At 69.7% G+C, this 26,151-nt stretch carries 20 protein-coding genes; 10 read left to right on the forward strand and 10 right to left on the reverse strand.

Annotated elements, in window-relative coordinates; translation table 11 throughout:
* Window positions 1-1,827: an Hsp70 family protein gene (locus AZG88_RS32165; RefSeq protein WP_061700166.1), complete on the reverse strand. Its 1,827-nt coding sequence runs from the start codon at window positions 1,825-1,827 to the stop codon at window positions 1-3.
* A gap of 357 nt (window positions 1,828-2,184) precedes the next feature.
* Here AZG88_RS32165 and AZG88_RS32170 point away from each other — a divergent pair, with 357 nt between their 5' ends.
* The 3 genes from AZG88_RS32170 (at window position 2,185) to AZG88_RS32180 (ending at window position 9,017) form a co-directional block, all read left to right on the forward strand.
* Complete coding sequence (locus tag AZG88_RS32170; protein WP_061700167.1) at window positions 2,185-5,508, forward strand: IniB N-terminal domain-containing protein; 3,324 nt, start codon at window positions 2,185-2,187, stop codon at window positions 5,506-5,508.
* Between the two features lie 171 nt (window positions 5,509-5,679).
* Window positions 5,680-7,524, forward strand: a complete 1,845-nt coding sequence (locus tag AZG88_RS32175; RefSeq protein ID WP_061045334.1) for a dynamin family protein — start codon at window positions 5,680-5,682, stop codon at window positions 7,522-7,524.
* The gene (locus AZG88_RS32180; protein ID WP_061700168.1) at window positions 7,521-9,017 is read left to right on the forward strand and encodes a dynamin family protein; all 1,497 of its coding nucleotides are present in this window, start codon (window positions 7,521-7,523) and stop codon (window positions 9,015-9,017) included. Before AZG88_RS32175 ends, AZG88_RS32180 begins: the two co-directional genes overlap by 4 nt.
* Window positions 9,018-9,028: 11 nt before the next feature.
* On the opposite strand, the gene AZG88_RS32185 is transcribed toward AZG88_RS32180, so the two are convergent.
* The 7 genes from AZG88_RS32185 to AZG88_RS32215 are packed head-to-tail and all read right to left on the reverse strand — an operon-like array spanning window position 9,029 to window position 17,754.
* Window positions 9,029-10,348, reverse strand: a complete 1,320-nt coding sequence (locus AZG88_RS32185) for a DUF2252 domain-containing protein (RefSeq protein ID WP_061700174.1) — start codon at window positions 10,346-10,348, stop codon at window positions 9,029-9,031.
* Between the two features lie 42 nt (window positions 10,349-10,390).
* Entirely contained in the window at window positions 10,391-11,383 is a 993-nt protein-coding gene (galE, locus tag AZG88_RS32190) for a UDP-glucose 4-epimerase GalE (protein WP_061700169.1), read from the reverse strand.
* 38 nt (window positions 11,384-11,421) lie between these two features.
* On the reverse strand, window positions 11,422-12,504 hold the full coding sequence (locus AZG88_RS32195) for an ABC transporter ATP-binding protein (protein WP_005238320.1): 1,083 nt from the start codon (window positions 12,502-12,504) through the stop codon (window positions 11,422-11,424).
* A 28-nt stretch (window positions 12,505-12,532) separates the two neighbouring features.
* Window positions 12,533-13,723 (reverse strand): galactokinase, encoded by a 1,191-nt coding sequence (gene galK / locus AZG88_RS32200; protein WP_061700170.1) that lies wholly within the window; start codon window positions 13,721-13,723, stop codon window positions 12,533-12,535.
* Entirely contained in the window at window positions 13,720-14,886 is a 1,167-nt protein-coding gene (galT, locus tag AZG88_RS32205) for a galactose-1-phosphate uridylyltransferase (RefSeq protein WP_061045331.1), read from the reverse strand. Before galT ends, galK begins: the two co-directional genes overlap by 4 nt.
* Window positions 14,873-15,679 carry a DeoR/GlpR family DNA-binding transcription regulator gene (locus AZG88_RS32210; RefSeq protein ID WP_082833537.1) on the reverse strand — a complete coding sequence of 269 codons (807 nt, stop codon included), beginning with the start codon at window positions 15,677-15,679 and terminating at the stop codon, window positions 14,873-14,875. The genes galT and AZG88_RS32210 overlap by 14 nt, the downstream gene beginning before the upstream one ends.
* Window positions 15,676-17,754 (reverse strand): beta-galactosidase, encoded by a 2,079-nt coding sequence (locus AZG88_RS32215; RefSeq protein ID WP_061700171.1) that lies wholly within the window; start codon window positions 17,752-17,754, stop codon window positions 15,676-15,678. Before AZG88_RS32215 ends, AZG88_RS32210 begins: the two co-directional genes overlap by 4 nt.
* Window positions 17,755-17,984: 230 nt before the next feature.
* Here AZG88_RS32215 and AZG88_RS32220 point away from each other — a divergent pair, with 230 nt between their 5' ends.
* The 4 genes from AZG88_RS32220 to AZG88_RS32235 are packed head-to-tail and all read left to right on the forward strand — an operon-like array spanning window position 17,985 to window position 23,410.
* Window positions 17,985-19,280 carry an ABC transporter substrate-binding protein gene (locus AZG88_RS32220; protein WP_061700172.1) on the forward strand — a complete coding sequence of 432 codons (1,296 nt, stop codon included), beginning with the start codon at window positions 17,985-17,987 and terminating at the stop codon, window positions 19,278-19,280.
* Between the two features lie 55 nt (window positions 19,281-19,335).
* Complete coding sequence (locus AZG88_RS32225; RefSeq protein WP_005238326.1) at window positions 19,336-20,259, forward strand: carbohydrate ABC transporter permease; 924 nt, start codon at window positions 19,336-19,338, stop codon at window positions 20,257-20,259.
* Window positions 20,259-21,194 carry a carbohydrate ABC transporter permease gene (locus AZG88_RS32230; protein ID WP_061700173.1) on the forward strand — a complete coding sequence of 312 codons (936 nt, stop codon included), beginning with the start codon at window positions 20,259-20,261 and terminating at the stop codon, window positions 21,192-21,194. The genes AZG88_RS32225 and AZG88_RS32230 overlap by 1 nt, the downstream gene beginning before the upstream one ends.
* Window positions 21,191-23,410 (forward strand): alpha-galactosidase, encoded by a 2,220-nt coding sequence (locus tag AZG88_RS32235; protein WP_025432068.1) that lies wholly within the window; start codon window positions 21,191-21,193, stop codon window positions 23,408-23,410. The genes AZG88_RS32230 and AZG88_RS32235 overlap by 4 nt, the downstream gene beginning before the upstream one ends.
* A 200-nt stretch (window positions 23,411-23,610) precedes the next feature.
* Here AZG88_RS32235 and AZG88_RS32240 read toward each other — a convergent pair whose 3' ends face one another.
* A complete protein-coding gene (locus AZG88_RS32240) occupies window positions 23,611-24,153 on the reverse strand; it encodes a DinB family protein (protein WP_005238331.1) in 543 nt (180 codons plus the stop codon).
* A 132-nt stretch (window positions 24,154-24,285) separates the two neighbouring features.
* Between AZG88_RS32240 and AZG88_RS32245 the strand changes: the two genes are divergently transcribed.
* Window positions 24,286-24,606, forward strand: a complete 321-nt coding sequence (locus AZG88_RS32245) for a hypothetical protein (RefSeq protein ID WP_226955700.1) — start codon at window positions 24,286-24,288, stop codon at window positions 24,604-24,606.
* Between the two features lie 70 nt (window positions 24,607-24,676).
* The gene (locus tag AZG88_RS32250; protein WP_005238337.1) at window positions 24,677-24,937 is read left to right on the forward strand and encodes a hypothetical protein; all 261 of its coding nucleotides are present in this window, start codon (window positions 24,677-24,679) and stop codon (window positions 24,935-24,937) included.
* Between the two features lie 6 nt (window positions 24,938-24,943).
* Here AZG88_RS32250 and AZG88_RS32255 read toward each other — a convergent pair whose 3' ends face one another.
* A complete protein-coding gene (locus AZG88_RS32255; RefSeq protein ID WP_005238339.1) occupies window positions 24,944-25,510 on the reverse strand; it encodes a hypothetical protein in 567 nt (188 codons plus the stop codon).
* 297 nt (window positions 25,511-25,807) lie between these two features.
* Here AZG88_RS32255 and AZG88_RS32260 point away from each other — a divergent pair.
* Window positions 25,808-26,151: Hsp70 family protein (locus AZG88_RS32260; RefSeq protein WP_156517674.1), on the forward strand; the 344-nt coding region annotated here is incomplete at its 3' end.

Below are 26,151 nucleotides of genomic sequence, written 5' to 3' on the forward strand. Positions count from 1 at the left end.
CTATCCGCCGTTGCCGAGGACGCCGGGCACCAGGCCGGTGACTCCGCCGACGACGCCGCCGACCGTGTCGCCCACTCCGTTGACGGTGTCACCCACCGCGCCGGCTCCGCCGACGATGGTGTTGGCGATCGCGGCGCCGCCGTCGGTCTGGGGAACGCTCGGGGCCGGAGCGGGGGCCGGTGCGGGTGCGGGAGCAGGGGCCGGTGCGGGTGCGGGTACTTCGGCCGCGGGTGCCGGTGCGGTACCGGGCGCTGCGGCAACCGGTGCGGCGACGGCCGGTGCCACCGTGCCGGGTGGGACGGTGCCGGGTGCGGCGACCGGGGTGGCGACGCCGGCGGCGGTGCCGGGGACACCGGTTGCGGCGGCGATGCCCGCCGCCTCGGTGCCGGGAGTGGTGGCGCCCGTCGCGGCGGCCTCGGCAGGAACACCGGACGTGGACGCCGCGCCCGCCGACGTGCTCGACGACTGCGAGGTGGTGGAACCCGAGCTGGACGACGACGGTGCGACGTCGAGGGCGGTGCCGAGCGACAGCCCACCCGCGGCGAGCAGGGCGATGGCCGCGGCGGAGGCGGTGATGATCCCGGCCTTCTTCTTCCGCGACATGCCGGCGGCGGGCTCGGTGAGGGTCGGTGCGGGGGTGCGGGTGGCGAGGACGACGGTCTCGGCGTCCGGCTCGACGGTCTCGGCGGCGGCGGGCGCTGCCGAGACCGGTGCCGCGGTGGGCACGACGACCGGCATCCGCGCGACGGTCGGGGCGGCGGCGCGTCCCGCCTCGTTGTCGGCGGCGAGCAGGGCTGCGCCCATGGCCGCGGTATGGCCCGGACGTTCGGCCGCGACGACGGGTACCCGCAGTTCCGCCGACAGCAGTTCGGCGACCAGCGGGATGGCGGCGCTGCCGCCGGTGAGCACCACCTGGGTGACGTCGCTGGATTCGAGGCCGGCGGCGTGGATGCTCTCGCGCACCAGCGTCACCGATTCCTGCAGGGACTCGCGGATCAGGTCTTCGAGTTCCGAGCGCACGAACCGCACGTCGGTGGAGATGCCGGGCAGCTCGATGCCGATCGTGGCCTCGGTGTCGGAGGACAGGGCCTCCTTCGCCGCGGTGCAGCGGGTCCGCAGCCGGGTCAGGGCGGCGACCGTGTCGGGGGCGAACGGGTCGATGTCGCCGAACTCCTCGGCGACGTTGCCGAGGACGTACTGCATGGTGGCGTGGTCGAAGTGGGCGCCACCGAAGTCCTCGGACCGTACCGGCTTGCCGAGGACGCCGGTCTCCGTGCCGTGTGCGTCCGAACGGAAGAGGATGATGTCGAGCGAGGTGCCGCCGAGGTCGTAGATGACGGTCAACGCGTCGCCGAGGGTGCCGCGGGTCCGTTCGAGCCATGTCATCACGGCCTGCGCCTCCGACACCAGGGTGGCGTCCGCGACGCCGGCCTGTTCGAGCGCGTCGGCGAGGACACCGACGGTGTACGGCGGCCAGACGGTCGGGTGGGCGACGACGGTGGTCGGGAGGCCGTGCCGACCCGACGCGGCCTGGTGCACGATGCAGCTCACGGCGGTGGCCACCAGGTCTTCACCGGAGTAGGTCGAACCGTCGTCGGTGAGGATCCCGACCGGGTCGCCCACGCGGTTCGCGAAGTCGGACACCGTTACCGCGTCCGGTTCGCTCGTGTCGTCGCCGAGGACGGGTGCGCGGTCGGGGGAGAGGTGGAGAACACTGGCGCGGGACAGGACGGTGAGGTCGGCGACATCCGTCACGCTCGCCCCGTCTGTGTCGACGGCGGCCACCGTATTGACCGATCCGACACCGATGCCGAGCGCTGCAGCCATGTTCCACTCCTGTGGTCCGGGCGGGCGTCACGCCGCCTGCGTCAGGCGGACGGTGCCGCCGTCGTATGTAACGGCCGATGCCGTCGTGGTCACTCGAATTGTCGCGGGTGGCGGCCGTTTCGTTACGCGATGCCGCTGGTCGACGGCAGTTACGGGGCCGATCCCCTAATGGCCCCCTATCCCCTAACGGGGAGGACCCGACCCCCGATGGGAGATCCCCGATACCGGGGTCCCCGAGTAGGGGGCGCCGCCCCGTTGGGAAGGGGCCCGCCGATCCATAACGTGTATTTCACTCGCCGTCACAGCAGTTGTGGTGGCCACCCGAACTCCCCGAACCTCGACTACAGGAGAGCTGCCATGGCTACCAACGCCGTCCTCGACTTCATCCTCGGACTTCTTCGCGACGAGCAGGCTGCGGCGGCCTACTGCGCCAACCCGACCGAGGCGCTGTGCGCCGCCGGCTTGCAGGGTGTGAGCCACGCGGACATCGTCTCCGTTGCTCCGCTGGTCGCGGAGTCGGGACTGTTCGCAGGCGGCGGGGCCGACCTGGCCGCGATCGTCAACGCCGGTGCCGACGTCGCCGGTGACGTGGCGGGCGGTGTCGGCGCAGGTGTCGGTGGCGGGCTGGGCGGCGGCCTCGGTCTCGGCGGCGGCCTCGGCGGTGCGGTCGGTATCGGTGCCGGTGCAGGCCTCGGTCTCGGTGCCGGCCTGGGCGGCGACTTCGACTTCGCGGCGGAACTGGCTGCCGGCCTGAGCGCCGCACTCGGTGCCGCGCTGGAGATCGGCGGCGAGATCGGTGCGGAGCTCGGCGCCGCGCTGGGTGCGGCCCTCGACGCAGCACTCTCCCTCACCGGTGGCCTCGACCTCGGTAGTGCCCTCGACCTCGGCGCAACGATCAGCGGGGCCCTCGGAGGTGCCCTCGGACTGGGCGCCGACCTGACCGCGCAGCTCGCCACCACCCTCACCGCGGCGATCACGGCCCTGCCGGTGGTCGACGTGGCCGGTGGTCTCACCGGGATCCTCGCCCCCGCACTGTCGATCGGCGGCGACCTGGGCGCCGAGCTGGGTGCGGCTCTCGGTGCCGCCCTCGGAAGCGTCGTCGACCTCGGTGGCAGCCTGGACGGTGACATCCTCGCCGGACTCGGTGGCGGCCTCGACCTCGGTGCTGTGCTCGGAACGACCCTCGGCGGCGTGCTCGGTGTCGACGCCGGTCTCGGCGGCGCGCTGGGCGGTGCGCTCGACGCGGCGATCGGCGCCGGTGGCGGACTGGGCGCCACCCTCGAAGGCCTGCTCGGCGGTGAACTGCTCGGTGACGTTGCCGGCTCGCTCGGCGGAGTCCTCGGCACCGACCTCGGCGGAATCCTCGGTGGCGCTCTCGGCGGCGTCCTCGGTGCGGGCGGTGACCTCAGCGCAGACCTCGGTGGCGCACTCGGCGCGGCCCTCGGTTCGATCGCGGACCTGGGCGGCGGACTGGACCTCGACGCGATCCTCGGTGCGGGCGGCAGCCTCGGCGGTGCGCTGAGCGGACTGCTCGGCGGTGAACTCGGAGTCGGCGGCGACCTCACCGCCGGGCTGGGTACCGCGCTGGACGCCGTTCTCGGTGCCGGTGGGGGACTCGACCTCGGCGCCGTTCTCGGTGCGGACGGCGACCTCGGCGGTGCGCTGAGCGGCATCCTCGGTGGCGTGCTCGGCGCGGGCGGTGACGTCAGCGGCGATCTCGGTGGAGCCCTGGGCGGTCTGCTCGGCGGCGCCCTCGATCTGGAGGGTGGCCTCGGCGGCGCCCTGTCCGGCGCACTCGACAGCGGACTGGGACTGGACGCCGCACTCGGCACGGTCCTGGGCGGAGCCCTCGGCCTGGACGGCGGCCTGGCCGCGGAACTGGGCAGCACCCTCGACGCCGTGCTCGGCGCGGGCGGCGTGACGGACATCGACCTGGGTGGTCTGCTGGACGGCGGACTGGACCTCGGGCTGGGCGCCGACCTCGGTCTCGGCGGGGAACTGACGTCGGAGCTGACGACGGCGCTGCGCGGGGCCCTCGGGTTGGGCGGCGAGGCAGGCGCGAACCTGGGCACGGTCCTGGGTGGCGCTCTGGAGAGCGGCCTCGGGCTGGGCGGCGTCCTCGACACCGGTGCCGATCTGGGAACCACCATCAGCGGTGCGCTCGGCGGGGTGCTCGGAGTCGACGGTGACGCCACCGCCGGTCTGGGTGCGGCGCTCGACGCGGTGCTCGGCGCGGACGGCGGAGTCGACCTCGGCGGCGTGACCGACCTGGGCGGCCTGCTCGGCGGTGCGTTCGGTGTCGGTGGCGGTGCGGGCGCAGACCTCGGCGCGGCCCTCGGCGGAGTGCTCGGCGGTGCGCTGGAAACCGGCGGCGCCCTCGACCTGGACAGCGTTCTCGGCGCGGAGGGAAGCATCGGCAGCACGCTGGGCACCGCTCTCGGCGGCGTCCTCGGAGCCGACGGCGACCTCAGCGCGACCCTCGGTTCCGCACTGGAGACGGCTCTGGAGGCCGGTGGCGGGCTCGATCTCGACTCCGCTCTGGACGCCGACCTCGGACTCGGCGCCGCAGCCGGCGTGGGCGGCGCCCTGGAAGGCGCGCTCGACGCGGGCACCGATCTCGCGGGTGGCCTGACGGGCGGCATCGACGGCGCGCTCGGCGGACTGCTCGACGTGGGCAGTGACGTCACGGGCAACGTGGGCGGCGCGGTCGGCGGCGGCGTGGCGGGCGGCGCGGACGCGGCGGCCGGCATCGGTGCCGGTGTCGCGGCGGGTGTCGGTGCGGTTGCCGACGCCGGAGCGGACCTGGGCGGAAGCCTCGGAACCAACCTGGTCGGCGGACTGGACACGGCCGGTGGCCTGGGAGCCGGTCTGACCAGCGGCCTCACCGGTGGTCTGGGTGGAATCTTCGAAACCGGTGCGGGCCTCGGCTCGGCACTGACCGGCAGCGTCGGCGGTGCCGTCGACGCGGTGGGCGAGGCCGGCGCCTCGGTCGGCGCGGTCGCCGACGCCGGTGCGAGCGTGGACGCGAATCTCGGTGGCGCCCTGGACACGGCGGCCGACCTGGGCGGCACGGTCGGTGGCGCCCTGGACACGGCCGCGAACGTCGGCGGAAGCCTCGGCGGGACCGTGGATGCCGCTGCCGGAATCGGCGGCGACGTGGCCGGTGGAATCGAAGGCGGCCTGGACAGCGCGGTCGACGCCACTGCCGGTCTGACCGGTGGCCTGGATGCCACCACCGACGCGGTCGCCGGCCTCGGCGCCGGATTGTCCGGTGGCGTGGGTGGCCTCGGATCGCTCGGCACCTCTGTCGGAGGCGCACTCGACGGTGCGGTCGGCGGAGCGGTCGACGGTGGAGCCGCAGTGGGCGGAGCCATCGACGGTGGAGCGTCGGCCGGCAGTTCCGCCGACGCGGACGCGACCACGGACGGTTCGGCCGACCTCGGTGCGGTCGGCGGGGTCGTGGCCGACACCACCGGTTCGATCGCAGGCGGCCTGGGGTCCACCCTGGGCGGTGCCGTCGACACCGGAGCCGACACCTGGTCGTCGATCGACGCGGACAACGCGTTCGGCGCCGACTCGGGCCTGCACGCGGACACCGACGGCTCGCTGTTCGGCGACACCGACTCCTCGGCGGCCACGACGCACGACGTCACGGACGTGGTCGATCACCTCGAGCCGTGATGAGACGGCGGTTCCGGCATCCCCCAGACGGGGCGGCCGGAACCGCCGTACGATGTAACGAAATCAGCCCCGGACGCGTTATGCGTGCGGGGCTGTTTCAGACAGTCGGGTGTCGGTGCACCGAACAGGTGTCCGCGCAGAGGTCGGAAGAATTGCGGGTCAACGAAGCTCATGGACAGTGCAGCCGCCGAGAAGAGCCCAGCCGGGTCCCAGTCGATGACGGCGTTGCTCGCGCAGGCCCTGGACGTGGCGAAGAGGTTCGGTCGCGGCGACCTGGCGCAGCGCCTCGACTCGGCCCGGACCCGGGTGCAGGACCCGCGGATGCGGATCGTGGTGGTCGGACCGCTCAAGCAGGGCAAGAGCCAGTTCGTGAACTCCCTCCTCAACCTCACCGTGTGCTCGGTGGGTGACGACGAGACCACCGCGATCCCCACCGTTGTCCAGAACGCCGAGACGGCGTCGGCGGAACTGATCCTCGCCGATCCGGGCGCCGACCCGATCCGGGTTCCCCTTCCGCTCGACGAGCTGAACGGCATCACGCCGGCCTCGCCCCGCGCCGAGGGCCGGGAGGTGCTGCGGGTGGAGGTCAACGTCCCGAGTCCGCTTCTCGCGGACGGTCTGGTCCTGGTCGACACCCCCGGCGTGGGCGGTGCCGGCAACCCGCACGCCGCGAGCACACTCGGGCTGATTCCGGCGTCGGACGCCGTGTTCGTTCTCTCCGACGCCAGCCAGGAATTCACCGAACCGGAGCTCGGTTTCATCCGTCAGGTCACCAGCCTGTGCCCGTCGGTGGCGTGCCTGATCAGCAAGACGGACCTGTACCCGCACTGGCGCGAGATCGTCGAGGCCGACCGCGGGCACCTCGCGCGCGCCGGTCTCGACGTTCCGCTGATCCCGATCTCCTCGGTGCTGCGTTCGCACGCGCTGCGACTGCAGGACGAGGAACTCAACACCGAATCCGGCTTCGTCGACCTGTACGCGTTCCTGCGCGAACGGGTGGTGGCGCGCGCGGAGGCGAACACGCGCCGGGCCGTGTCGCTGGACGTGTCCTCCGCGGCCGAGCACCTCACCCTGGGGATCGGCAGTGAGCTTGCCGCCCTGCGTGATCCGGCGAAGGGCGTCGCCGCGGTCGCCGAACTGCAGAAGGCGAAGGCCGCCGCCGAGGAGCTGCACAAGAAGACGTCGCTGTGGCAGCAGACGCTCGGCGACGGCATCGCCGACCTGGCCGCGGACATCGACCACGACCTCCGCGACCGGTTGCGCCGCGTCACCCGCGAGGCGGAGGAGACCGTCGACGAGGGCGACCCCGGCAAGGACTGGGACGCGCTCGGTCAGTGGCTCGAGCAGGAATTCGCCACCGCGATCGGCGACAACTTCGTCTGGGCCCACGACCGCGCGCTGTGGCTGGCCGAGGTGGTGGCGCAGCACTTCGCCGAGACGGGTGCCGTCGAACTGCCGCACCTGGACGTCGCGAACGTCGACGGTGTCCTCGAACCGGTGGCCTCGCTCGCGGACCTCGAGGCCGGACGCATCGGCATCACCCAGAAGGTTCTCGTCGGTATGCGTGGATCGTACGGCGGCGTCCTCATGTTCGGTCTGATCACCACGATGATGGGGATGGCCCTGGTCAATCCGATCTCGATCGGAGCCGGAGTCCTCCTCGGCACCAAGGCGTATCGGGAAGACAAGGAGAGCCGGATCCTGAAGCGGCGTGCGGAGGCGAAGGCCGCGATCCGCCGGTTCGCCGACGACGCGAGCTTCCAGGTGGGCAAGGAGTCGAAGGATCGGCTCCGGTCGATCCAGCGGTTGCTGCGCGATCATTTCAGCGCGATCGCCGAGCAGGCGCTGCGGTCGATCAACGACTCGCTGCGCGGCGCGCAGGAGGCGGCGAACCTCGAGTCCACCGAACGGACCCGCCGGATCGCGCAGCTCGAGAAGGATCTCCACGTCGCATCCGAACTGAAACAGCAAGCCGCGCAACTCGTCGCAGGCGACGCGGGAGCGGTCACGGCATGACGGCCGCTCCACTCCACGAAGCCCGGGCACTCATCGCGTCCGCCCGGCAGCTGTACGCGGGCAGACCGGAGATTCGGGATCAGCTGACCGAATGCGCCCGGCGACTGGAACAACCGCTGCGCGTGGCCCTGGCCGGTTCGCTGAAGGCAGGCAAGTCCACTCTGCTCAATTCCCTGGTGGGGCAGGACATCGCGCCCACCGACGCGACCGAGTGCACCCGCGTCGTCACCTGGTATCGGAGCGGGTCGACGCCCACCGTGACGGCGTGGTACCAGCCGGGCAACGGTAGCGGCGCTCAGCGTTCCGCCAACGTCCCGGTGCTGCGCCGCGACGGACATCTCACGTTCGACCTCGGCCACCTCACCGCCGACCAGGTGGACCGCCTCGACGTGGAGTGGCCGTCGTCCGCTCTGGCGCACACGACGATCATCGACACCCCGGGCACGTCCTCACTGTCGCGGGACGTCTCGGCCCGCACCCTCGAGATGCTCACACCCGACAACGAGGCGTCCGGCGCCGACGCCGTGGTCTACCTGCTGCGCACGCTCAACGCGACCGACGTCCAGTTCCTCGGTCAGATCGGCGACCACGTGGGCGACGAATCGGGACCGCTCGGGGTGGTCGGTGTCGTGTCGCGGGCCGACGAGGTGGGGGCGGGACGCCTGGACGCCATGATGTCCGCGAAGGAGGTGGCGTCCCGGTTCGCGGGCGAACTCGAGCGCACCGGGCTGTGCCAGGCCGTCGTCCCCGTCGCGGGTCTGCTGGCGCTCGGTGCCCGCACGATGCGTCAGGCGGAGTTCACCGCGTTCCAGCATCTGGCCGAGGTCCCGGTGGACGATCTGAACCTGGCGATGCTGTCGGCCGACCGGTTCGCGCGTGAGGACAGTCCGCTTCCCGTGGACGCCCGGATGCGGGCTCAGCTGGCAGACCGCTTCGGGCTCTTCGGGATCCGGATGGCCGTCACCCTGATCCGGTTGGGCACCAAGGACTCGCCCACGCTGGCCGCCGAACTGGTGGAACGCAGCGGCCTCGACGAATTGCGTCAGGTGATCGACATCCAATTCGGGCAGCGGGCCGACCAGTTGAAGACCCATTCGGCTCTCGTGGCACTCAAGCGGGTGCTCACGGCGCATCCGGTGCCGGGTGCGGGCGAGATCCTGATGTCGGCCGAACGGCTGCTCTCCGACGTGCACGGTTTCCAGGAACTGCGCCTGCTCGGGCGGCTGCGGTCCACCGAGGTGGGGCTGCCCGCCGACGACGTGGCCGAGTTGCAACGCCTGATCGGCGGATTCGGGATCCAGATCGCCGAACGGCTGGGCACCGACGGCGACGACTCCGTGGAACTGCAACGCATGCGGGCCCTCGCCGCGGTCCGGAAGTGGCGGGAACGGGCGAGGCACCCGTTGCTCGACCAGTTCACGGCGCGGGCCTGCACCGTGGCCGCCCGCAGCGCGGAAGGTGTCCTCGAGGACCTGAACACCGTCCGTCTGTAGGGCGTTGGGCGTCAGGTGGCGGACACGCCGGTGATCTCGCCCTCCCGGAACGCGTTCACGAACAGCTGGTGATCCTTGCGGCTCACCTCGGCGTATCGGATGCCGAATTCGACGATCTCGTCGACGAATTCGTCGAGCCTGCCGTCGAGGACGCTGCGGATGGCGTCCTCGGTCTGGAACGTGACCAGTGTCTGGTCGCTGTCCTCGTCGGAGACGCAGTGCACCTTCGCCGTCGCCCGGCCGAGGTCCTCGAGCACCGGCGCGATGTCCTCCGGTTCGGTGAGATCGGACCAGTCGAGGTCCAGTTCGTACGGCGACAGTTCGGCGACCACGAAACCGGTGTCGCCGATCTCCGTGTAGCCGAGCAGCGGATCGGTGTGGACCTGCAGGGCACGCTGACTCACCGCGGTGCGGTGACCTTCGTGCTCGAAGTAGCCGCGGACGGCGGTTTCGTCGACGATGCGGCTCGGGGCGGCGACGTTGCCCTGCTTGAGCGACAGCACGATGTCGTTCTCGAGCGCCTGCGTCGCCCCTTCGATGAGCACGTTGTACGCGGGCAGGCCGGCGCTGCCGATCCCGAAGCCCTTCCGTCCCACCACGTCCTTGATGCGGTAGAAGACCGGCCGTGCGGACCGCTTGCTGCGGGGAATTCTGTCGACGTACGTCTCGACCGCCTCGCTCACGGCGGTGCGTTCCGCATCGTCCAGTTCGCGGACGCCGCGGCCGGGCCGGAAGTGCCGGTCGTAGTCCTCGAGCACCGTGACGGACTCGAGCAGGCTCACCCGGGTGGCGAGGCGCGCACGCAGGAGGAGGTCGTGAATGGCGCCGCGAGAATTGTCCAGGCCCAGCGCGAAGTCCTCGTCCGCCTCCTGCCGCGCATAGTGCAGGACGTGGTCGACGTAGCTGCGCAGATACGTTCCGGCCAGTTCGCGGACGTCCTTCTCGGGGAGGGCCTTCTGCCAGCCCATCAGGGCCAGGCTCGCGACGAAGCGACGAAGATCCCAGGTGAAGTGCCCCACGTACGCCTCGTCGAAATCGTTGACGTCGAAGACGAGGGTGCCCTCCGAGTTCATGTACGTGCCGAAATTCTCCAGGTGCAGATCGCCGTGAATCCACACTCGGCCGGTGCGCTCGTCCGCCCACGGATCGTCGAAGTCACGCAGATCGTCGTAGAAGAGGCAGGCGCTGCCCCGGTAGAAGGCGAACGGATCGGCGGCCATCTTCCGGAACTTCGTGCGAAACGCGCTCGGGTCCGCCTCCATCAGATCGGCGAAGGCCTCGACGAGGACCTCCACGATCCGGCCCTGCCTCGTGGAATCGGCGACGTCCACACCAGCCTCCTTCTCGCGGTCCACGGGGCGCCGCGCGCCTCGTCACGACCGCACTGCACCACGGTAGCGTTCGCGCGCGCCCAGCGACTGCAGATACGTCCACGCATCGGCCACGATTTCTTCGAGGTCCATGTGTCTCGGCCGCCAGCCCAGTTCGGCCTGCACACGTGTGCCGGACGCGACGAGCACCGCCGGGTCGCCGGCGCGCCGCGGGGCGTCCCGGGTGGCGATGGTTCGGCCCGTCACGCGTGCGCAGGACGCGATCACCTCGCGCACACTGAACCCGGTGCCGGTGCCGAGGTTGTAGACGCGGTGCGTTCCTGGCCGGGCCGATTCGAGCGCGAGGATATGCGCCTCTGCCAGGTCTCGGATGTGGATGTAGTCGCGGACCGCGGTGCCGTCCGGGGTGGGCCAGTCGGTGCCGAACACCGAGATCTCGTCCCGTTGCCCGGCCGCGACCTGCAGCACCAGCGGAATCAGGTGTGTTTCCACGAGACGGTTCTCGCCGAGTCCGGCGTACGCGCCCGCGACGTTGAAGTAGCGCAGGCTGCACGCGGCCAGACCGTGCGCCACCGCGTACGACGTGATCGCGTGGTCGATCGCCAGTTTGGTGGCACCGTACGGGTTGGTCGGCCGGGTCGGTGCGTCCTCGGTGATCGGCACGGACTCCGGAGAGCCGTATGTCGCCGCGGTGGAGGAGAACACCAGTCGGCCGGTACCGGACGAGCGCATCGCCTCCAGCAGGGTCAGGGTCTTGACGACGTTGGCGTTCCAGTACGTCTCCGGCGTCAGCACCGACTCGCCGACGAGGGAGCGGGCGGCGAAATGCAGCACGCCGTCGAACTCCGCGCCGCCGAGGACCCGTTCGGCTGCGCTCGCGACGTCCTCCTCGACGAACTCGGCTCCTGCCGGCACCGCGTCGGCGTTGCCGGTCGACAGGTCGTCGACGATCACGACCGTGTGGCCGCACTCGAGCAGCCGCTGGGCGCAGACGCTGCCGACGTAACCGGCGCCGCCGGTGACGAGAAGTTTCACTGTTGCTCCTTCGGTTCGGCGGTGGGGGCTCGGTTCGCTCAGTCGCCGAGTCGCGCACCCGTCGTCGGGGAGAAGTAGTGCAGGCGGGCAGGGTCCGGTGCCAGCCGGATCACCTCGCCCTTGGCCGGGGAGGCAGAGTCGCTGACGCGCGCGACGATGTCGTGTCCGCCGAGCTCGCCGTCGCGGACGATGCGTCCGTAGATGTAGGCGTCCGCGCCGAGTTCCTCCACCACGTCGACCTTCACCGTGGTGCCCTGGTCGGACACGGTCCACGCCTCCGGCCGGACACCGACGACGACCCGGCCGGTGTCCAGGGCGCCCAGCACCGACCGCTCGATCGGCGTCGACAGCGAACCGATCCGGGCGTCGCCGCCCTCGACGTCGACCTCGAACAGGTTCATGGCCGGTGACCCGATGAACCCGGCGACGAAGCTGTTGACCGGCTTCTCGTACAGCGTCTTCGGGCTCGCGCACTGCTGCAGGATGCCCGACTTCATGACGGCCACACGGTCGCCCATGGTCATGGCCTCCACCTGGTCGTGGGTGACGTACACGGTGGTGGTTGCCAGCCGGCGCTGCAACAGTGAGATCTGGGTCCGGGTCTGCACGCGGAGTTTCGCGTCGAGGTTGCTCAGAGGTTCGTCCATGAGGAACACCTGCGGGTCGCGGACGATCGCCCGGCCCATCGCGACGCGCTGGCGCTGCCCACCGGAGAGGGCCTTCGGCTTGCGGTTCAGGTAGTCGCCGAGATCGAGGATCTTCGCGGCCTCCTCGACGCGGCGGCCGATCTCACTCTTGTCCATGCCGGCGATCTCGAGGGCGAACCCCATGTTCTTCGCCACCGTCATGTGGGGGTACAGCGCGTAGTTCTGGAACACCATCGCGATGTCCCGTTCCTTCGGTGCGAGGGCGGTGACGTCGCGTTCGCCGATGCGGATGGCACCGTAGTCGACGTCCTCGAGACCGGCAAGCATCCGCAGCGACGTCGACTTTCCGCACCCCGACGGGCCGACGAGGACGAGGAATTCGCCGTCCTCGATGTCGAGGTTCAGCGAATCGACGGCCGGCACATCGGAACCGGGGTACATCTTGGTGGCTGCGTCGTACGTGACTCGTGCCATGGTGTTCTCCTGGTCGTGGAAGGGGATCTCAGAGTCGGTGTGCCGAGCCCGACGGCTCGGCGTGCAGGAACTGGGGGACCGGCAGGCCGGCGGTGTCGGCGCGTCGGGCGACGTTCTCGACGACGGCGTCGACCTGGTCGGCGGGCGCGAGGGCGATCGCGGAGCCGCCGAAGCCGCCGCCGGTCATCCGCGCACCCCAGGCGCCGGCCTCGAGGGCGGCGTCGACGGCGGAGTCGAGTTCGACGGAGCTGACCTCGTAGTCGTCGCGCAACGAGGCGTGCGAGCGGTTCAGGGCGTCGCCGATGTCGGCGATCCGGCCGCGGTCGAGCAGGTCGGCGACCTCCCGGACGCGGCGTATTTCGCCGAGCACGTGCCGGACCCGCTGCGCGGCCGGGGAACTCAGCGCCGCGACGGCGGCGTCGGCGTCGGCGACGTCGCGCAGGGTGGCGACGCCGAGGTCGGCGCAGGCCTTCTCGACGGTGGCGCGCCGGTTGCCGTACTGGCCGTCGACCAGCCGGTGCGGCGCGTTCGTGTCGACGACGACCAGTCGGGCGCCTGCGGAGTCGAAGTCGAGCGGGACGTGCCGGGTCGCGCCGCCGCGGCAGTCGAGGAGCAGGGCGTGGCCGGGGCGGGCGAGCATCGCGACCGACTGGTCCATGCCGCCGGTGGACGCGCCCGCGATCTCGTTCTCGGCGAGGATGGACGCCGCGATCAGCGGTCGGCGGCCGGCGTCGTCCGTGGGCAGTCCGGCGAGGTCGGCGACGGCCAGCGCGAAGGCGCACTCGAGCGCGGCCGAACTCGACAGCCCGGAGCCGACGGGGACCGTCGAATGCACCGCCACGTCGAAACCGGTTCCCGCCGTGAGATGTCCGGACCGGCGCAGCGCCCACACCACCCCGGCGACGTACGCGGCCCAGCCGGCCGGGTGACCCGCGGCGACGCCGTCGAGCGGACCGCGCCAGGACTCGCCGGTGTGGGTGGACACGGCGTGCAGGATCCCGTCGCCGCGCACGCGGACGGCGACGACGGTCACGTAGGGGAGGGCGAACGGCAGCACCAGCCCGCCGGCGTAGTCGACGTGCTCACCGATCAGGTTGACCCGGCCGGGCGCCACCCAGACGCCGTCCGCGACGCCACCGAACGTGCTGCGGAACAACGCCTCCGCGGTACCTGCGACAGTGCCGACGTCGACGGGGTCGACCCACTGCGGCGCACTCACGACGCCACCTCCCGCAGCCGGTCGGCGATGCGCTCGGGGGTGGTGTCGTTGACCCACGCCCCCATCCCGGACTCGGATCCCGCCAGGTACTTCATCCGGCCCGGCGAGCGCATCATCGAGAACAGTTGCAGGTGCAGGCGTCCGAGCGGGCGGTCCTCGCCGACGGGCGCCTGATGCCACGCGGCGATGTAGGGCACGGCGTCGACACCGTCGAAGAACCGGTCGACCCGGCGCAGCAGTTCGAGATAGACGTGGGCGAGTTCGTCGCGCTCGTCGTCGGACAGTTCGGTGAGGTCACGGACGTCGCGGTGCGGTGCGAGGTGCACCTCCAGCGGCCAGCGCGAGGCGGCGGGAACGTATGCGGTCCAGTGTTCGGCGGCCAGGACCACGCGCCTGCCGGATCGTGTTTCGGCGTCGAGGACATCGGCGAGCAGTAGTCGCCCGGTGCTCTCGAAGTGCTCGCGGGAGCGCCGGATCAGCGCGTCCGTGCGGGGCGGAAGGTACGGGTAGGCGTAGATCTGCCCGTGCGGATGGGTCAGGGTGACGCCGATTTCCTTGCCCCGGTTCTCGAAGCAGAACACCTGCCGGACCCCCGGCAGCGCCGACAGGTCGGCGGTGCGGTCGGCCCAGACGTCGACGACGGTGCGGACCCGGTCGACGCTCAGGGTGGAGAACGCGGCATCCGGGTTGCTGGTGAAGCACACGACCTCACACCTGCCCGCGCCCGGTGCCAACGGCCACAACGCTTCTCCGTCGACGCAGTCCGGAAGGTCCTGCTCGGCGGCGGCCGTCGCCAGCGACGGGAAGCGGTTCTCGAACACCACCACGTCGTAGTCGTCGGCCGGAATCTCCGTGGGCGCCTTGCCCGGCATGCTCGGGGCGAGCGGCGACGCGTCCGGCGGCGGCAGGAACGTGCGGTCCATCCGCTGGGCGGCGATGACCACCCATTCCCCGGTGAGCACGTCGAAGCGCATCTGCGACTGCGACACCGCCGGCGGCAGCGGACGTGAATCCATCAGCTCGCGGGTGGCGCCGCCCGACACGTACGGCTCGGAGTCGTCGAAGTAGATCAGTTCGCGGCCGTCCGCGAGGGTTGTCCGGGTCTTGCGCATCCGGAGCCGTGTGCCGGTCTCCCGTGCCTCCTGTTCGTCACGCACGGTCATCGGTGGGTCCTTCCCGGTTCTCCCGTGTCACCACGAGATCGCCGACGTGGTCGGCAAGAGCTTCCTGGGCGGCGCGCTCGAGCCCGGCGTCGGTGATGAGGATGTCGACGTCGGACAGCGGGATCGTGTTCGCCAGCGCGGTCACACCCCACTTCGTGTGGTCGGCGAGCACCACGACCCGCCGCGACGACGCGACGAGCGCTTGATTGGTCTGTGCTTCCATCAAATTGGGGCAGGTGAGTCCCGAGTCGATCCCCATGCCGTGCGTCCCCAGGAACAGCATGTCCACGTGGATGCCGCGCAGGGCGGCGACGGTGAGCGGCCCGACCAGCGCGAACGACGGGGTGCGCTGACCACCGGTGAGGAGGATGGTCTGGTCGTCGCGGCCGCCCTCGTGGAACGCGTCGGCGACGGGCAGCGAATTGGTGACGACGGTGATGTCGGGGACGTCGAGGAGTTCGCGGGCGAGGGCGTGCGTGGTGGTGCCGCCGGAGATGCCCACCGACGTGCCGGGTCGAACCAGCCGGGCGGCGGCGCGGGCGATGGCCCGCTTGGCCTCGCGGTCGAGTTCGGATTTCGCCGAGAACCCCGGTTCGTGCACACTCGCCGACCGCGGCAGCGTGACCCCGCCGTGGACCCGCTCGACGAGACCCTGCTCGACGAGTTCATTGATGTCGCGCCGGATGGTCATGTCGGAGACCCCGAGCGTCGCGCCGAGGTCGACGACCTTCACCGCACCGTGCGCGGTGACCTCGTCGAGGATCACCTGCTGGCGCTGACGAGCGAGCATCATGCGTCCGCCTTTCGGGTCCGGGCGCCGGTGGCGGCGCTGTCTTCGCGAATCACAGCACAGCTGCCGGGTTCCAGCGTGAGCGGTCCGTCGACCACCCGTTCGGTGACGAGGTCGGTGCCGGACACCTCGACGGTCACCTTCTCGGTCGTGTGGTTGAGGACGAACAGCCACGACCCGTTCTCACCCTGCCTGCGCACGATCTCGACGTCGGCGTGCTGCCCCGCGTGGAGGTCGAGACCGGCTGCGGCGCAGATCGCCTCGGCGATCCTCGTCCAGCCCTGCGTGTCGGGGACGGTGGCGAGATACCAGGCGGCGCCGTCGCCGACCGGACGCCGGGTGAGGGCGGGCACGCCCTGCAGGTGCCCCTCGGTGTGGCGGGCGAGAACCTCCACGTCCTCGGACACCGTCAGGTACTCGGTCCAGATGCCGGCCGCGGTGCCGTCGTCGAGGGCGACGGTCTCGTCCGCGCCGAGCGGGAAGAACTCCTCGGTGCGGACACCCAGCAGGTCGCGGAACGCCCCGGGGTAGCCGCCGAGCCGGACGTGATCGTCGCGGTCCGCGATCCCGGAGAACGCGGTGACCAGCACCTGGGCGCCGGCGCGGGCCGCGGCCTCGATGCGCGCGGCGTCCTCGTCGCTGCACAGGTACACGGCCGGAACGACCACCACGGCGTACCCGCTCAGGTCGGCGTCCGCGGGGATCACGTCGCACGTGATGCCGGAGAAGGCGTGGTGGGCGCGTTCGGCGATCGCCATGGGCTGCATCAACCGGGACGGGTGCCCGTCCTGCTCGCACGCCCACTGCGACTCCCAGTCGAACAACACACCCACCGGGGCCTCGACGCGGCTGCCGGCCACCGGTTCGAGGCGCCGCAGCACGGCGCCGAGCTGGACGACTTCCCGCCATCGCGCGGAGTCGGTGCCCGCGTGCGGAACCAGGGCGGAATGGAACTTCTCCGCACCCGCGTCGGATGCGCGGAACTGGAAGAAGGCGATGCCGTCCGCTCCGCGGGCGACGTGGGCGAGGGAGTTGCGCAGCATCTCCCCGGGTGTCTTCGCCCGGTTGACCGGCTGCCAGTTGACGGCGCTCGTCGAATGTTCCATCAGCAGCCACGGCCGGGAGCCGGCTATACCGCGCGTCAGGTCGGCCGAGAACGACAGCCTGTGGTGGGCGGCGCCGTCGCCCGTCGCGGGCCCCACCAGGTAGTGGTCGGTGGACACCAGGTCCTGTTCGGGCGCCCACTGCGCGTAGTTCATGTCGCCGGCGAGCGACTGAGGTGAGCCCATGCCCACCATGAAGTTGGTGGTGACCGGGATGTCGGGGGTGATGCGCTGCAGTACCTCCCGCTCGGCGAGGTACTGGTCTAGGAGGGCGTCCGAGCAGAACCGGCGCCAGTCCAGTAGATGCGTGGGATTGCCGAACGTCGTGCTCGCGGCGGGCGGCACCACTTCGTTCCAGTCGCTGTAGTGCTGGCTCCAGAACGTCGTGCCCCATACCCGGTTGAGTTCGGTGAGGTCGCCGTAGCGACGCTGCAGCCACCGCCGGAACGCCCGCGCGCTGTCGGGGGAGTAGCAGCGTGAGTTGTGGCAGCCGAGTTCGTTCGACACGTGCCAGAGTGCGAGTGCGGGGTGGCCGCCGTATCGGGTGGCCATCTTCTCGACGAGGACGAGGGAGTGGTCGCGGTAGATCGGGGAACTCGGGCTCCACGTCTGCCTGCTGCCGATCTCGTACCGGTAGCCACGCTCGTCCACGGGCCGGACCTCGGGATGCGCGGTCGTGAGCCACGGCGGTGGGGACGCGGTCGCGGTGGCCAGGTCGACGCGGACGCCGCCGTCGTGCAGGAGATCGAGGACGCGGTCGAGCCAGCCGAAATCCCACGTGTCCGGGGTGGGCTGGAGCCGGGCCCAGGAGAAGACGCCGACGGTGGCGAAGTCGACGCACGCCTCGCGCATGAGTTCGACGTCGCGTTGCCAGACCTCTTCCGGCCACTGCTCCGGGTTGTAGTCACCGCCGAAGGAAATGCCCCGGGTCGGCCACCGCAGGTGCCGCCCGCCGGAATCGCTCGCTGTGTGCATGCTCACAATCTGTCCGATCGTTGTTCAAAAGTCAACACGAATGAACATTTCTGCACTTACGCAGGTAAAAGCACTAACAACTGGTTGACAATGCGCGGTGCGGCGTGATTTTGTAACCTGCATCACGTAAGTGCGTGAGGCGACAGCACCGAAATGTGATCGAAGTTGTTCGATTTCGATCAGGTGGTGAGCGACTCCGACCACCCCGGTACTCAATCGAAAAGGGCACCATGAACCGAAACGAGCTGCCGCACCCGTGGCAACCCTCCCGGCGCACCTTTCTCAAGGCCGCGCTCGGCGCCGCGGGCGCCCTGTCGACGGCGGGTCTGCTGTCCGGGTGCACGAGCGGTGTCGACCCCCACGTGATCACCCTCGGATCGCGGCTGTCGGACAAGAACGCCAAACTCGGCGTCCAGGACGTCGTCGGGATGTTCCAGCAGCAGACCGGCGGCGCCGTGCGGATCAACTCCGTCGACTCCACCTCGTTCCAGGAGAACGTCAACAACTACCTGCAGGGCACCCCGGACGACGTCTTCACCTGGATGTCGGGGTACCGCATGAAGTACTTCGCCGACAAGGGCCTCGTCGACGACGTCAGTTCGGTGTGGCAAGCGCACGGCAGCGGCTTCAGCGACAGTTTCCGCGAGGCGTCCACCGGAACCGACGGCCGGCAGTACCTGATCCCGTTCTTCTACTACCCGTGGGCCGTGTTCTACCGTCCCAGCCTCTGGCAGCAGCGCGGCTACGCGCCGCCGAAGACGTTCGACGACTGGGTGACCCTGTCCAAGCGCATGCAGGCCGACGGACTCACCCCGATCGGATTCGGCGTCCGCGACGGCTGGCCGCCGTTCGGCACGTTCGACTACCTCGACCTGCGCCTCAACGGCGTCGACTTCCACCGTTCCCTCCTCGCGGGCGACGTGAGCTGGACCGACAACCGCGTCCGGTCGGTGTTCGACACCTGGCGCGAGATCCTCCCGTTCCACCAGCCGCAACCGCTGGGCCGCAAGATGTCCGAGGCGCAGCAGGCACTCCTCAACAAGGAGGTCGGAATGCTGGTGGCCGGCATGTTCGTCGCGCAGAGCTTCCCCGCGGGGCCCGACCGCGAGGATCTGGACTTCTTCGCGTTCCCCGAACTCGACTCCGCCGTCGGCACTTCGGCGGTGGAGGCGCCCATGGACGGATTCATGATGCGCAAGGACCCGCGCAACCTCGGCGGGGCGCAGCAGTTCCTGTCCTTCCTCACGAGCGCCGACGCCGCGGTCGCGTACGCGAAGCAGGACCCCCAGGCGATACCCGCGCACCGTGACGCCGATCTGTCGAGTTTCCCTCCGCTCGTGCAGAAGTCGGCCGCCCTCGTCCAGGGCGCGGGGTCCATCACCCAATTCCTCGACCGGGACACCCGCCCCGACTTCGCGTCCGTCGTGATGATCCCGGCGATGCAGCAGTTCCTGGGCAACCCGAACGAAGTCGACGGCCTGGTCCGCAGCATCGAGCGTCAGAAGGCGGCGGTGTTCGGGCAATGAGCGCACACGAGAAGACAACCACCACCATCGCCGTCCCGACAGGTCAGGTGAATTCATGACCAGCACAGTTCCTCCCCAGGCCGGAACCGAACCCAGGATCCCGGCGCCGAAGATCCGGCGCAGCCGGGGTGACCGGTGGACCATCGCCGTCATGCTCGGGCTGCCCGCCGCGATCGTGATCGGGCTGGTGTGGATTCCCACCGTGTTCACGGTGATCCTGTCGTTCGCGCGCTGGGACGGCATCGGCGGCACGTCCACCATCGAGTGGATCGGCCCGCAGAACTACGTCGACGCCGTCCAGGCGTACCCACCGTTCCAGCAGGCGCTCCACAACAACGTCCTCTGGCTGGCGTTCCTCTTCGTCTTCCCGACGATCCTCGGCATCTTCCTCGCCGTCCTGCTCGACCGGGGCCTGAAGGGAAGCCGGCTGTACCAGAGCATCTTCTACATCCCCGTGGTGTTGTCGATGGCACTGGTCGGATTCGTGTGGCAGCTGATCTACTCCACCGACGGTGGTGTGCTCAACACCATCCTGGGTACGGACGTCGACTGGCTCGGCAACCCCGACGTCAACATCTGGGCCGTCATGGTCGCCGCGAGCTGGCGGCACACCGGCTACATCATGTTGCTGTACTTGGCGGGTCTCAAAGCCATCGACCCGTCGGTGCGCGAAGCGGCCCTCATGGACGGCGCCGGCCCGATCCGCACGTTCTTCCGGATCGTGTTCCCCCTGATGAAGCCCACCAACCTGCTGATCATCGTCATCACCGTCATCGAGGCTCTGCGTGCCTTCGACCTCGTGTGGGTGATCAACAAGGGCCGCAACGGACTCGAACTCATCTCCGCCCTCGTCACGGCCAACGTCGTGGGCGAAGCGGGCCGGGTCGGATTCGGTTCGGCTCTGGCGACGATCATGCTCGTGATCTCGCTGGTGTTCATTGCCCTCTATCTCTGGATCGTGATGCGGAGCGACGACTGATGACCATGACGACACCCCTCGCCGACCACAGTGCGCCCGTCGACCGGACCGGGCCCCGCAACAAGGCCGCGGTGGCCAACCGGCGCCGGCTGAGTACCGCGCACGCGGCGATATACGTCCTTCTCACGGCCCTGGCGTTGCTGTGGATCTTCCCGCTCCTGTGGGCGCTCTACAACTCGTTCCGCGACTACGACTACGTCCTCACCCACGGCTACCTGTCGGTCGGCGGTTTCACGCTCAGCAATTACACCGAGTCGTGGGAGGTCGGCGGAATCCCGCACTACTTCCTCAACTCGATGCTGATCACCATCCCGGCGGTGCTGCTGATCCTGTTCATCGGGTCGATGGCGGCGTTCGTGCTCGCCCGGTTCCCGTGGAAATTCAACGTGATCATGCTGGCGGTGTTCATCGCGGGGAATCTGTTGCCGCAGCAGACGCTTCTGACCCCGTTGTTCCGGCTGTACAACGCGATTCCGTTGCCCTACTGGATGAGTTCGTCGGGCTCGCTCTACGACAGTTACTGGGGGCTGATCCTGGTGCACGTCGCGTTCCAGACCGGGTTCTGCGTGTTCGTGCTGAGCAACTACATGAAGACGGTCCCGCCGGAACTGCTCGAGGCGGCGACGGTGGACGGCGCCGGGCTGTTCCGCCAGTACTGGCAGGTGGTCCTCCCGCTGTGCCGTCCTGCTCTGGCCGCGCTCGCGACGCTCATGATCACCTGGATTTACAATGATTTCTTCTGGGCACTGGCGCTGATGGTCAGCGGCGACAAGCTGCCGGTCACCACCGCGCTGCAGAATCTGCAGGGCAGCTTCTTCACCGACACCAACCTGCTCGCCGCCGGATCGGTGCTCGTCGCATTGCCGACGGTGCTCGTATTCGTCGCGCTGCAGCGGCATTTCGTTTCCGGACTGACGATGGGAGCCAACAAGTGAGTGCGACTCCACCGCACGCGTACGTCCACCTCACCGCAGGCGGCGTGTCCGTCGTGCTCGACCTCACCGGGGGACGGTTGCCGGCGATCGTGCACTGGGGAGCGGCGCTCGGCGACCTCACCCTCGCCGACGTCGAAGCCCTGGCGCAGGCGAACATCGAGCCCCCGGCGGGCAACGTGGTCGATCTCCCGGTGCGGCTGTCGATACTCCCCGAACACCACACCGGGTGGGTGGGGAAGCCCGGGATCGCCGGGCACCGGGACGGCGCCGACTGGTCGCCGCTGTTCACGACCACCACGCTCACGGTCGACGGAGTCGAGCACCGGTCGGGACTCGTCTCGGTAGGTGCGGGCGCTGTCCGGGTCGCCGCGCAGGACACGGTGGCCGATCTCGGTCTGGTCCTCGACATCGAACTGCTGCCGAGCGGCCTCCTGAGGGCGCGCGCCGAGGTCACCAACGAGGGCGACTCCTTCTACGTTCTCGACGACCTCCAGCTCGCGTTCCCGGTGCCGCCGCAGGCCCGCGAGATCCTCGACTTCGCGGGAAGGTGGGGGAAGGAACGGATCCCGCAGCGCCGTGAACTCACCGTCGGCATCCACGAACGCGAAGGACGGAAGGGACGCACCGGCCCGGACGCCGCGACGGTGCTCTCCGTCGGCGTGCCCGGATTCGGGTTCGGCCGCGGGGAGGTGTGGGGCACCCACGTCGCGTTCAGCGGCAACCACCGCCATTACGCCGAACGTCTCTTCACCGGTTTCCAGGTGGTCGGCGGCGGAGAATTACTCCTGCCGGGCGAGGTGCGGCTGGCGGACGGCGAGAGCTACGAAACGCCCTGGGTCTACGGCGCCTACGGTGACGGACTCGATGCCCAGGCACATCGCTTCCACGACTACCTCCGGTCCCGCCCCACGCACCCGCGGCGCGCGCGCCCGGTCACGATCAACGTGTGGGAGGCGGTCTACTTCGACCACGACCTGGCCCGGTTGACGGACCTGGCGGATCGCGCGGCGAAGCTCGGCGTCGAACGTTACGTGCTCGACGACGGCTGGTTCAGGTACCGGCGCAACGATCTGGCGGGCCTCGGGGACTGGCACGTCGACGAAACGGTGTGGCCGAACGGTCTGCATCCGCTCGTCGATCACGTGCGTTCCCTCGGCATGGAGTTCGGCCTGTGGTTCGAACCGGAGATGATCAACCTCGATTCCGACCTCGCGCGGGAGCATCCCGAGTGGGTCATGGCGACCGGCGGGCGCACGCCCGTGCCGTCGCGGAACCAGCAGGTGCTCAATCTGGGGATCCCCGAGGCGTACGACCACATCCTCGAGCGGATGTCCGCGATCCTCGCCGAGTACGACATCGCCTACATCAAGTGGGACCACAACCGCGACCTGATCGACGCCGGCACCGCACCGCACGGCCGCGCCGGCGTCCACGACCAGACCCTCGCGACCTACCGGCTGATGGACGAACTGAAGCGCCGCTTCCCCGGACTGGAGATCGAATCCTGCTCGTCGGGCGGAGCGCGGGTGGACCTCGGCATCCTCGAGCGCACCGACCGCGTCTGGGTCTCGGACTGCATCGATCCGCTCGAGCGTCAGCAGATGAACCGGTGGACGATGCAGCTGCTTCCCCCCGAGCTGCTCGGCTCGCACATCGCGTCCGGAATCTCGCACACGACGGGCCGGTACCACCGTCTGTCGTTCCGGGCGGGGACGGCGCTGTACGGGCACCTCGGGATCGAGTGGGATCTCGCGACCGCCACGGACGACGAGAACGCACAGCTCGCCGTGTGGATCGACCTGTACAAGCGGCACCGGGAACTCCTGCACACGGGAACGATGGTGCGGGCCGACGAGATCGACCCGACCCTCCTGGTCTACGGTGCGGTCGCGGCGGACCGGGCGGAGGCGCTGTTCTTCCTCGCGTACGTGGGGCGCTCCGAGGTGTCACCGCGGGGCAGGTTCACGCTGCCCGGGCTCGACCCCGACCGGCGCTATCGGGTGCGTCCCGTCTTCGCCGGTGCACCGGACGAGGGCCTGAAACCGCCCGCGTGGTTCGACGTACAGCCACCGGGTGGACGAGCCGACGGACTGTCCGCGGGGAGCGGGGTTCCCGGCGTCTCGATGACGGGCCGGGCCCTCGCGGTCGTGGGATTGCAGACACCCGCGTCCTTCCCCGACGACGTGGTCGTGCTCTCCGTCACCGCGGAGGCGTAGCCGCAACACCAGGTGGGCAGGATTCACCCTGGGGTAGGTAGCCGGTGCCCCCACCGCGGGGCACCATGGTCTTCACCAGTCGGGCGAAAAGTTGAACCGCAGGAGGTAAGTCAACACTCGAAAACGCCACACGCTGAGAAGAGAACACCTCACCGGAACCTGAACCCGGTGAGGTGTTTTCGTCTGTTCTACCGGGCGGGTCAGAACTCCATGCCCGCGTCGGCGCCCATCTGCATGGTGGTGTTTCCGCCGTCGAGGGATTCCCGGATGATGTCGGCGTGACCGGAATGGTGGCCGGTCTCCCGGATGATGTGGAGCAGGGTGCGGCGGATCGTCCACCACTGCCGCTCGGGTGCCCAGGGTGCGGTGGGCAGTGGGATCAGGACGTCCAGGTCGTCGAGGCCGGCCACGGCGGCCTCCGTCGCGCGGGCCACCTCGGTGTACTCGGCCAGCAGTCCCTCGAGGGTTTCGTCGTCGCGCATGTAGTACTTCTCCATCGCCCACTCCATGTCGAACTCCGCGTTCTCGTCGGGTGCGAGAATGGTTTCTACCCAATGCTTTTCCGTGTGCAGAACGTGCTTGATCAGTCCGCCGAGCGTGAGGTCGCTGACGGTCGAGCGCTGCCGTGCCTGGTCGTCGTCGATGCCGCGGACGGTGATCAACAGGGTGGCTCGCTGCTCCTGCAGGATCTGGAGGATGTCGGCGCGCTCACCGGTGGCCGGGGACTTCTGCGAAGTGGTCATGAGAAGAACGATAAGGGGAATTGAGGTCAGAAACGGTCCTCATTAGTGAGGCCTTCTCAGGGTTTTTCTCGGGGTCCAAGTTGGGTGCCTTCCTGGATGTGCGGAAAGCGCGCGCCGCGAAGGATTCTCGGTATGAACTTCGACTCTCCGGGGCCGGCACCCCGGCCCTCCCGCCGACGCGTATGGCTTCGCGTTCTCGGGGGCATGGTGTCGCCCGTCCTCGTCGCCGTCACGGTGGGAGTCGGCACGTTCGCGTACGCCTCGACCGCCGCCGAGAGCGACACCGGCGAGCAGATGGAATTCCGGCGAGCCCTGACGATTCCGCCGCTCGCGCCGGGTGTCGCGCGCCCCGATTTGGGTACCCCCACGGTGACGCGCCATCCCGACATCGCCGGGTCGAGCCGGATCGGCGCGGGCGAACCCGCGATGCCCCACCAGCCCGCACCCGGGTGACCCCGCTCGGTTCTCTCTTCTGGGTCCGCCCAGCCCACCGATGATCAGCCCACCGATGAAAGGAATCATCATGATCCGCACGACGATGACCGCACTGGCAGCCGTGGCTCTCGTGTTCGGCGCCGCGTCCGTGACCCAGACCGCTGCCGCCCACCCGGCCTGCAACTCCTCCTACGAGGGCACGACCAACGACGAGTACGACCCGGACCCCGACTTCACGGGGACGACCAACGACGAGTACGACCCCGATCCCGAGTATTCGGGTACGTCCAACCGCGAATACGACCCCGACCCGGAGTTCCACGGCAGCACCGATCCGTGCCAGGTGTGAGTCCGGTCAGCTTTTCCGGCGCAGCCACGGAGACACAGCGGGGGCGAACAGGGCGAGCACTCCCACCGCGACGAGGGCGCTGTAGGCGAGCGGCGCCCATTGCAGCACACCGGCGGTCGCGTCACCGGCGTCGGACAGCAGGGTCCACAGGCCCACCCCGCCGGCGGCGCTGAGGACGCCGACGACGGCGAGGGTGATCTGGCCCGCCGGTTTCCGGGCACGCAGGAGTTGTATCCCCAGCAGTCCGAGGAGGATCAGGACGACGGCGATGGCGCCGCTGCCGATCAGCGTCAGGTTCACCGTGTCGGTGATGTCCGTCGCGGAGTCCCCGGGATTGTCCGCGGCGACCGAGGCCTCGAGGGCGTCGCGGACCGCGCCGAGGTCGAGCGCGATGGCCCCGGCGATTCCGGCGAGAACGACGAACGATCCCACCCAGGCGGACAGCGACACCGCGACCGCCTTGGGGGTGGCATCGGTGGGGGTGGCGCGCAGCGGGGTGACCGCGAACTCCGGACGCGGCGGTACGGGTCGCGGCGGTTCCGGCCGGCGTGGCGGCTGCTCGGGTGTCGTCACGCAGCGATCCTATCGACCTGCAGTACCGTGGCGGGCCGACGCGCGGGTCCGTGTCGGCGGCCCCGAAGCACGCCGCCGAAACACGGCGCCCGAACAAAATGTGGGCATCCGGGAACAAATCTCCGCACCCCTCCGTTGAGCCTTACGACAACATGAGCGTGCAAGACTCAAGTTCGAATTGACTCCCGACGGTGTCGGAGTGCAAACTTGAGCGGAGGGCGCTCACTAAGCGCCAACATCGCAGTTCAGTAATGAAAAACCTGCCCACAGGACTGCAAAACGAAAGTGAGGAACACTATGGCTCGTGCCGTCGGTATCGACCTCGGTACAACGAACTCGGTCGTGTCTGTGCTGGAAGGCGGCGAGCCCGTAGTGGTCGCCAACGCCGAAGGTTCACGCACCACCCCGTCGATCGTCGCCTTCGCCAAGAACGGTGAGGTGCTGGTCGGCCAGCCCGCCAAGAACCAGGCCGTCACCAACGTCGATCGCACCATCCGCTCCGTCAAGCGCCACATCGGCACCGACTGGAACGTGGAGATCGACGGCAAGAAGTACACGCCCCAGGAGATCAGCGCGCGCACGCTCATGAAGCTGAAGCGCGACGCCGAGGCATACCTGGGTGAGGACATCACGGACGCCGT

The organism is Rhodococcus sp. LB1, from assembly GCF_001583455.1.
Classification (GTDB): domain Bacteria; phylum Actinomycetota; class Actinomycetes; order Mycobacteriales; family Mycobacteriaceae; genus Rhodococcus_F; species Rhodococcus_F opacus.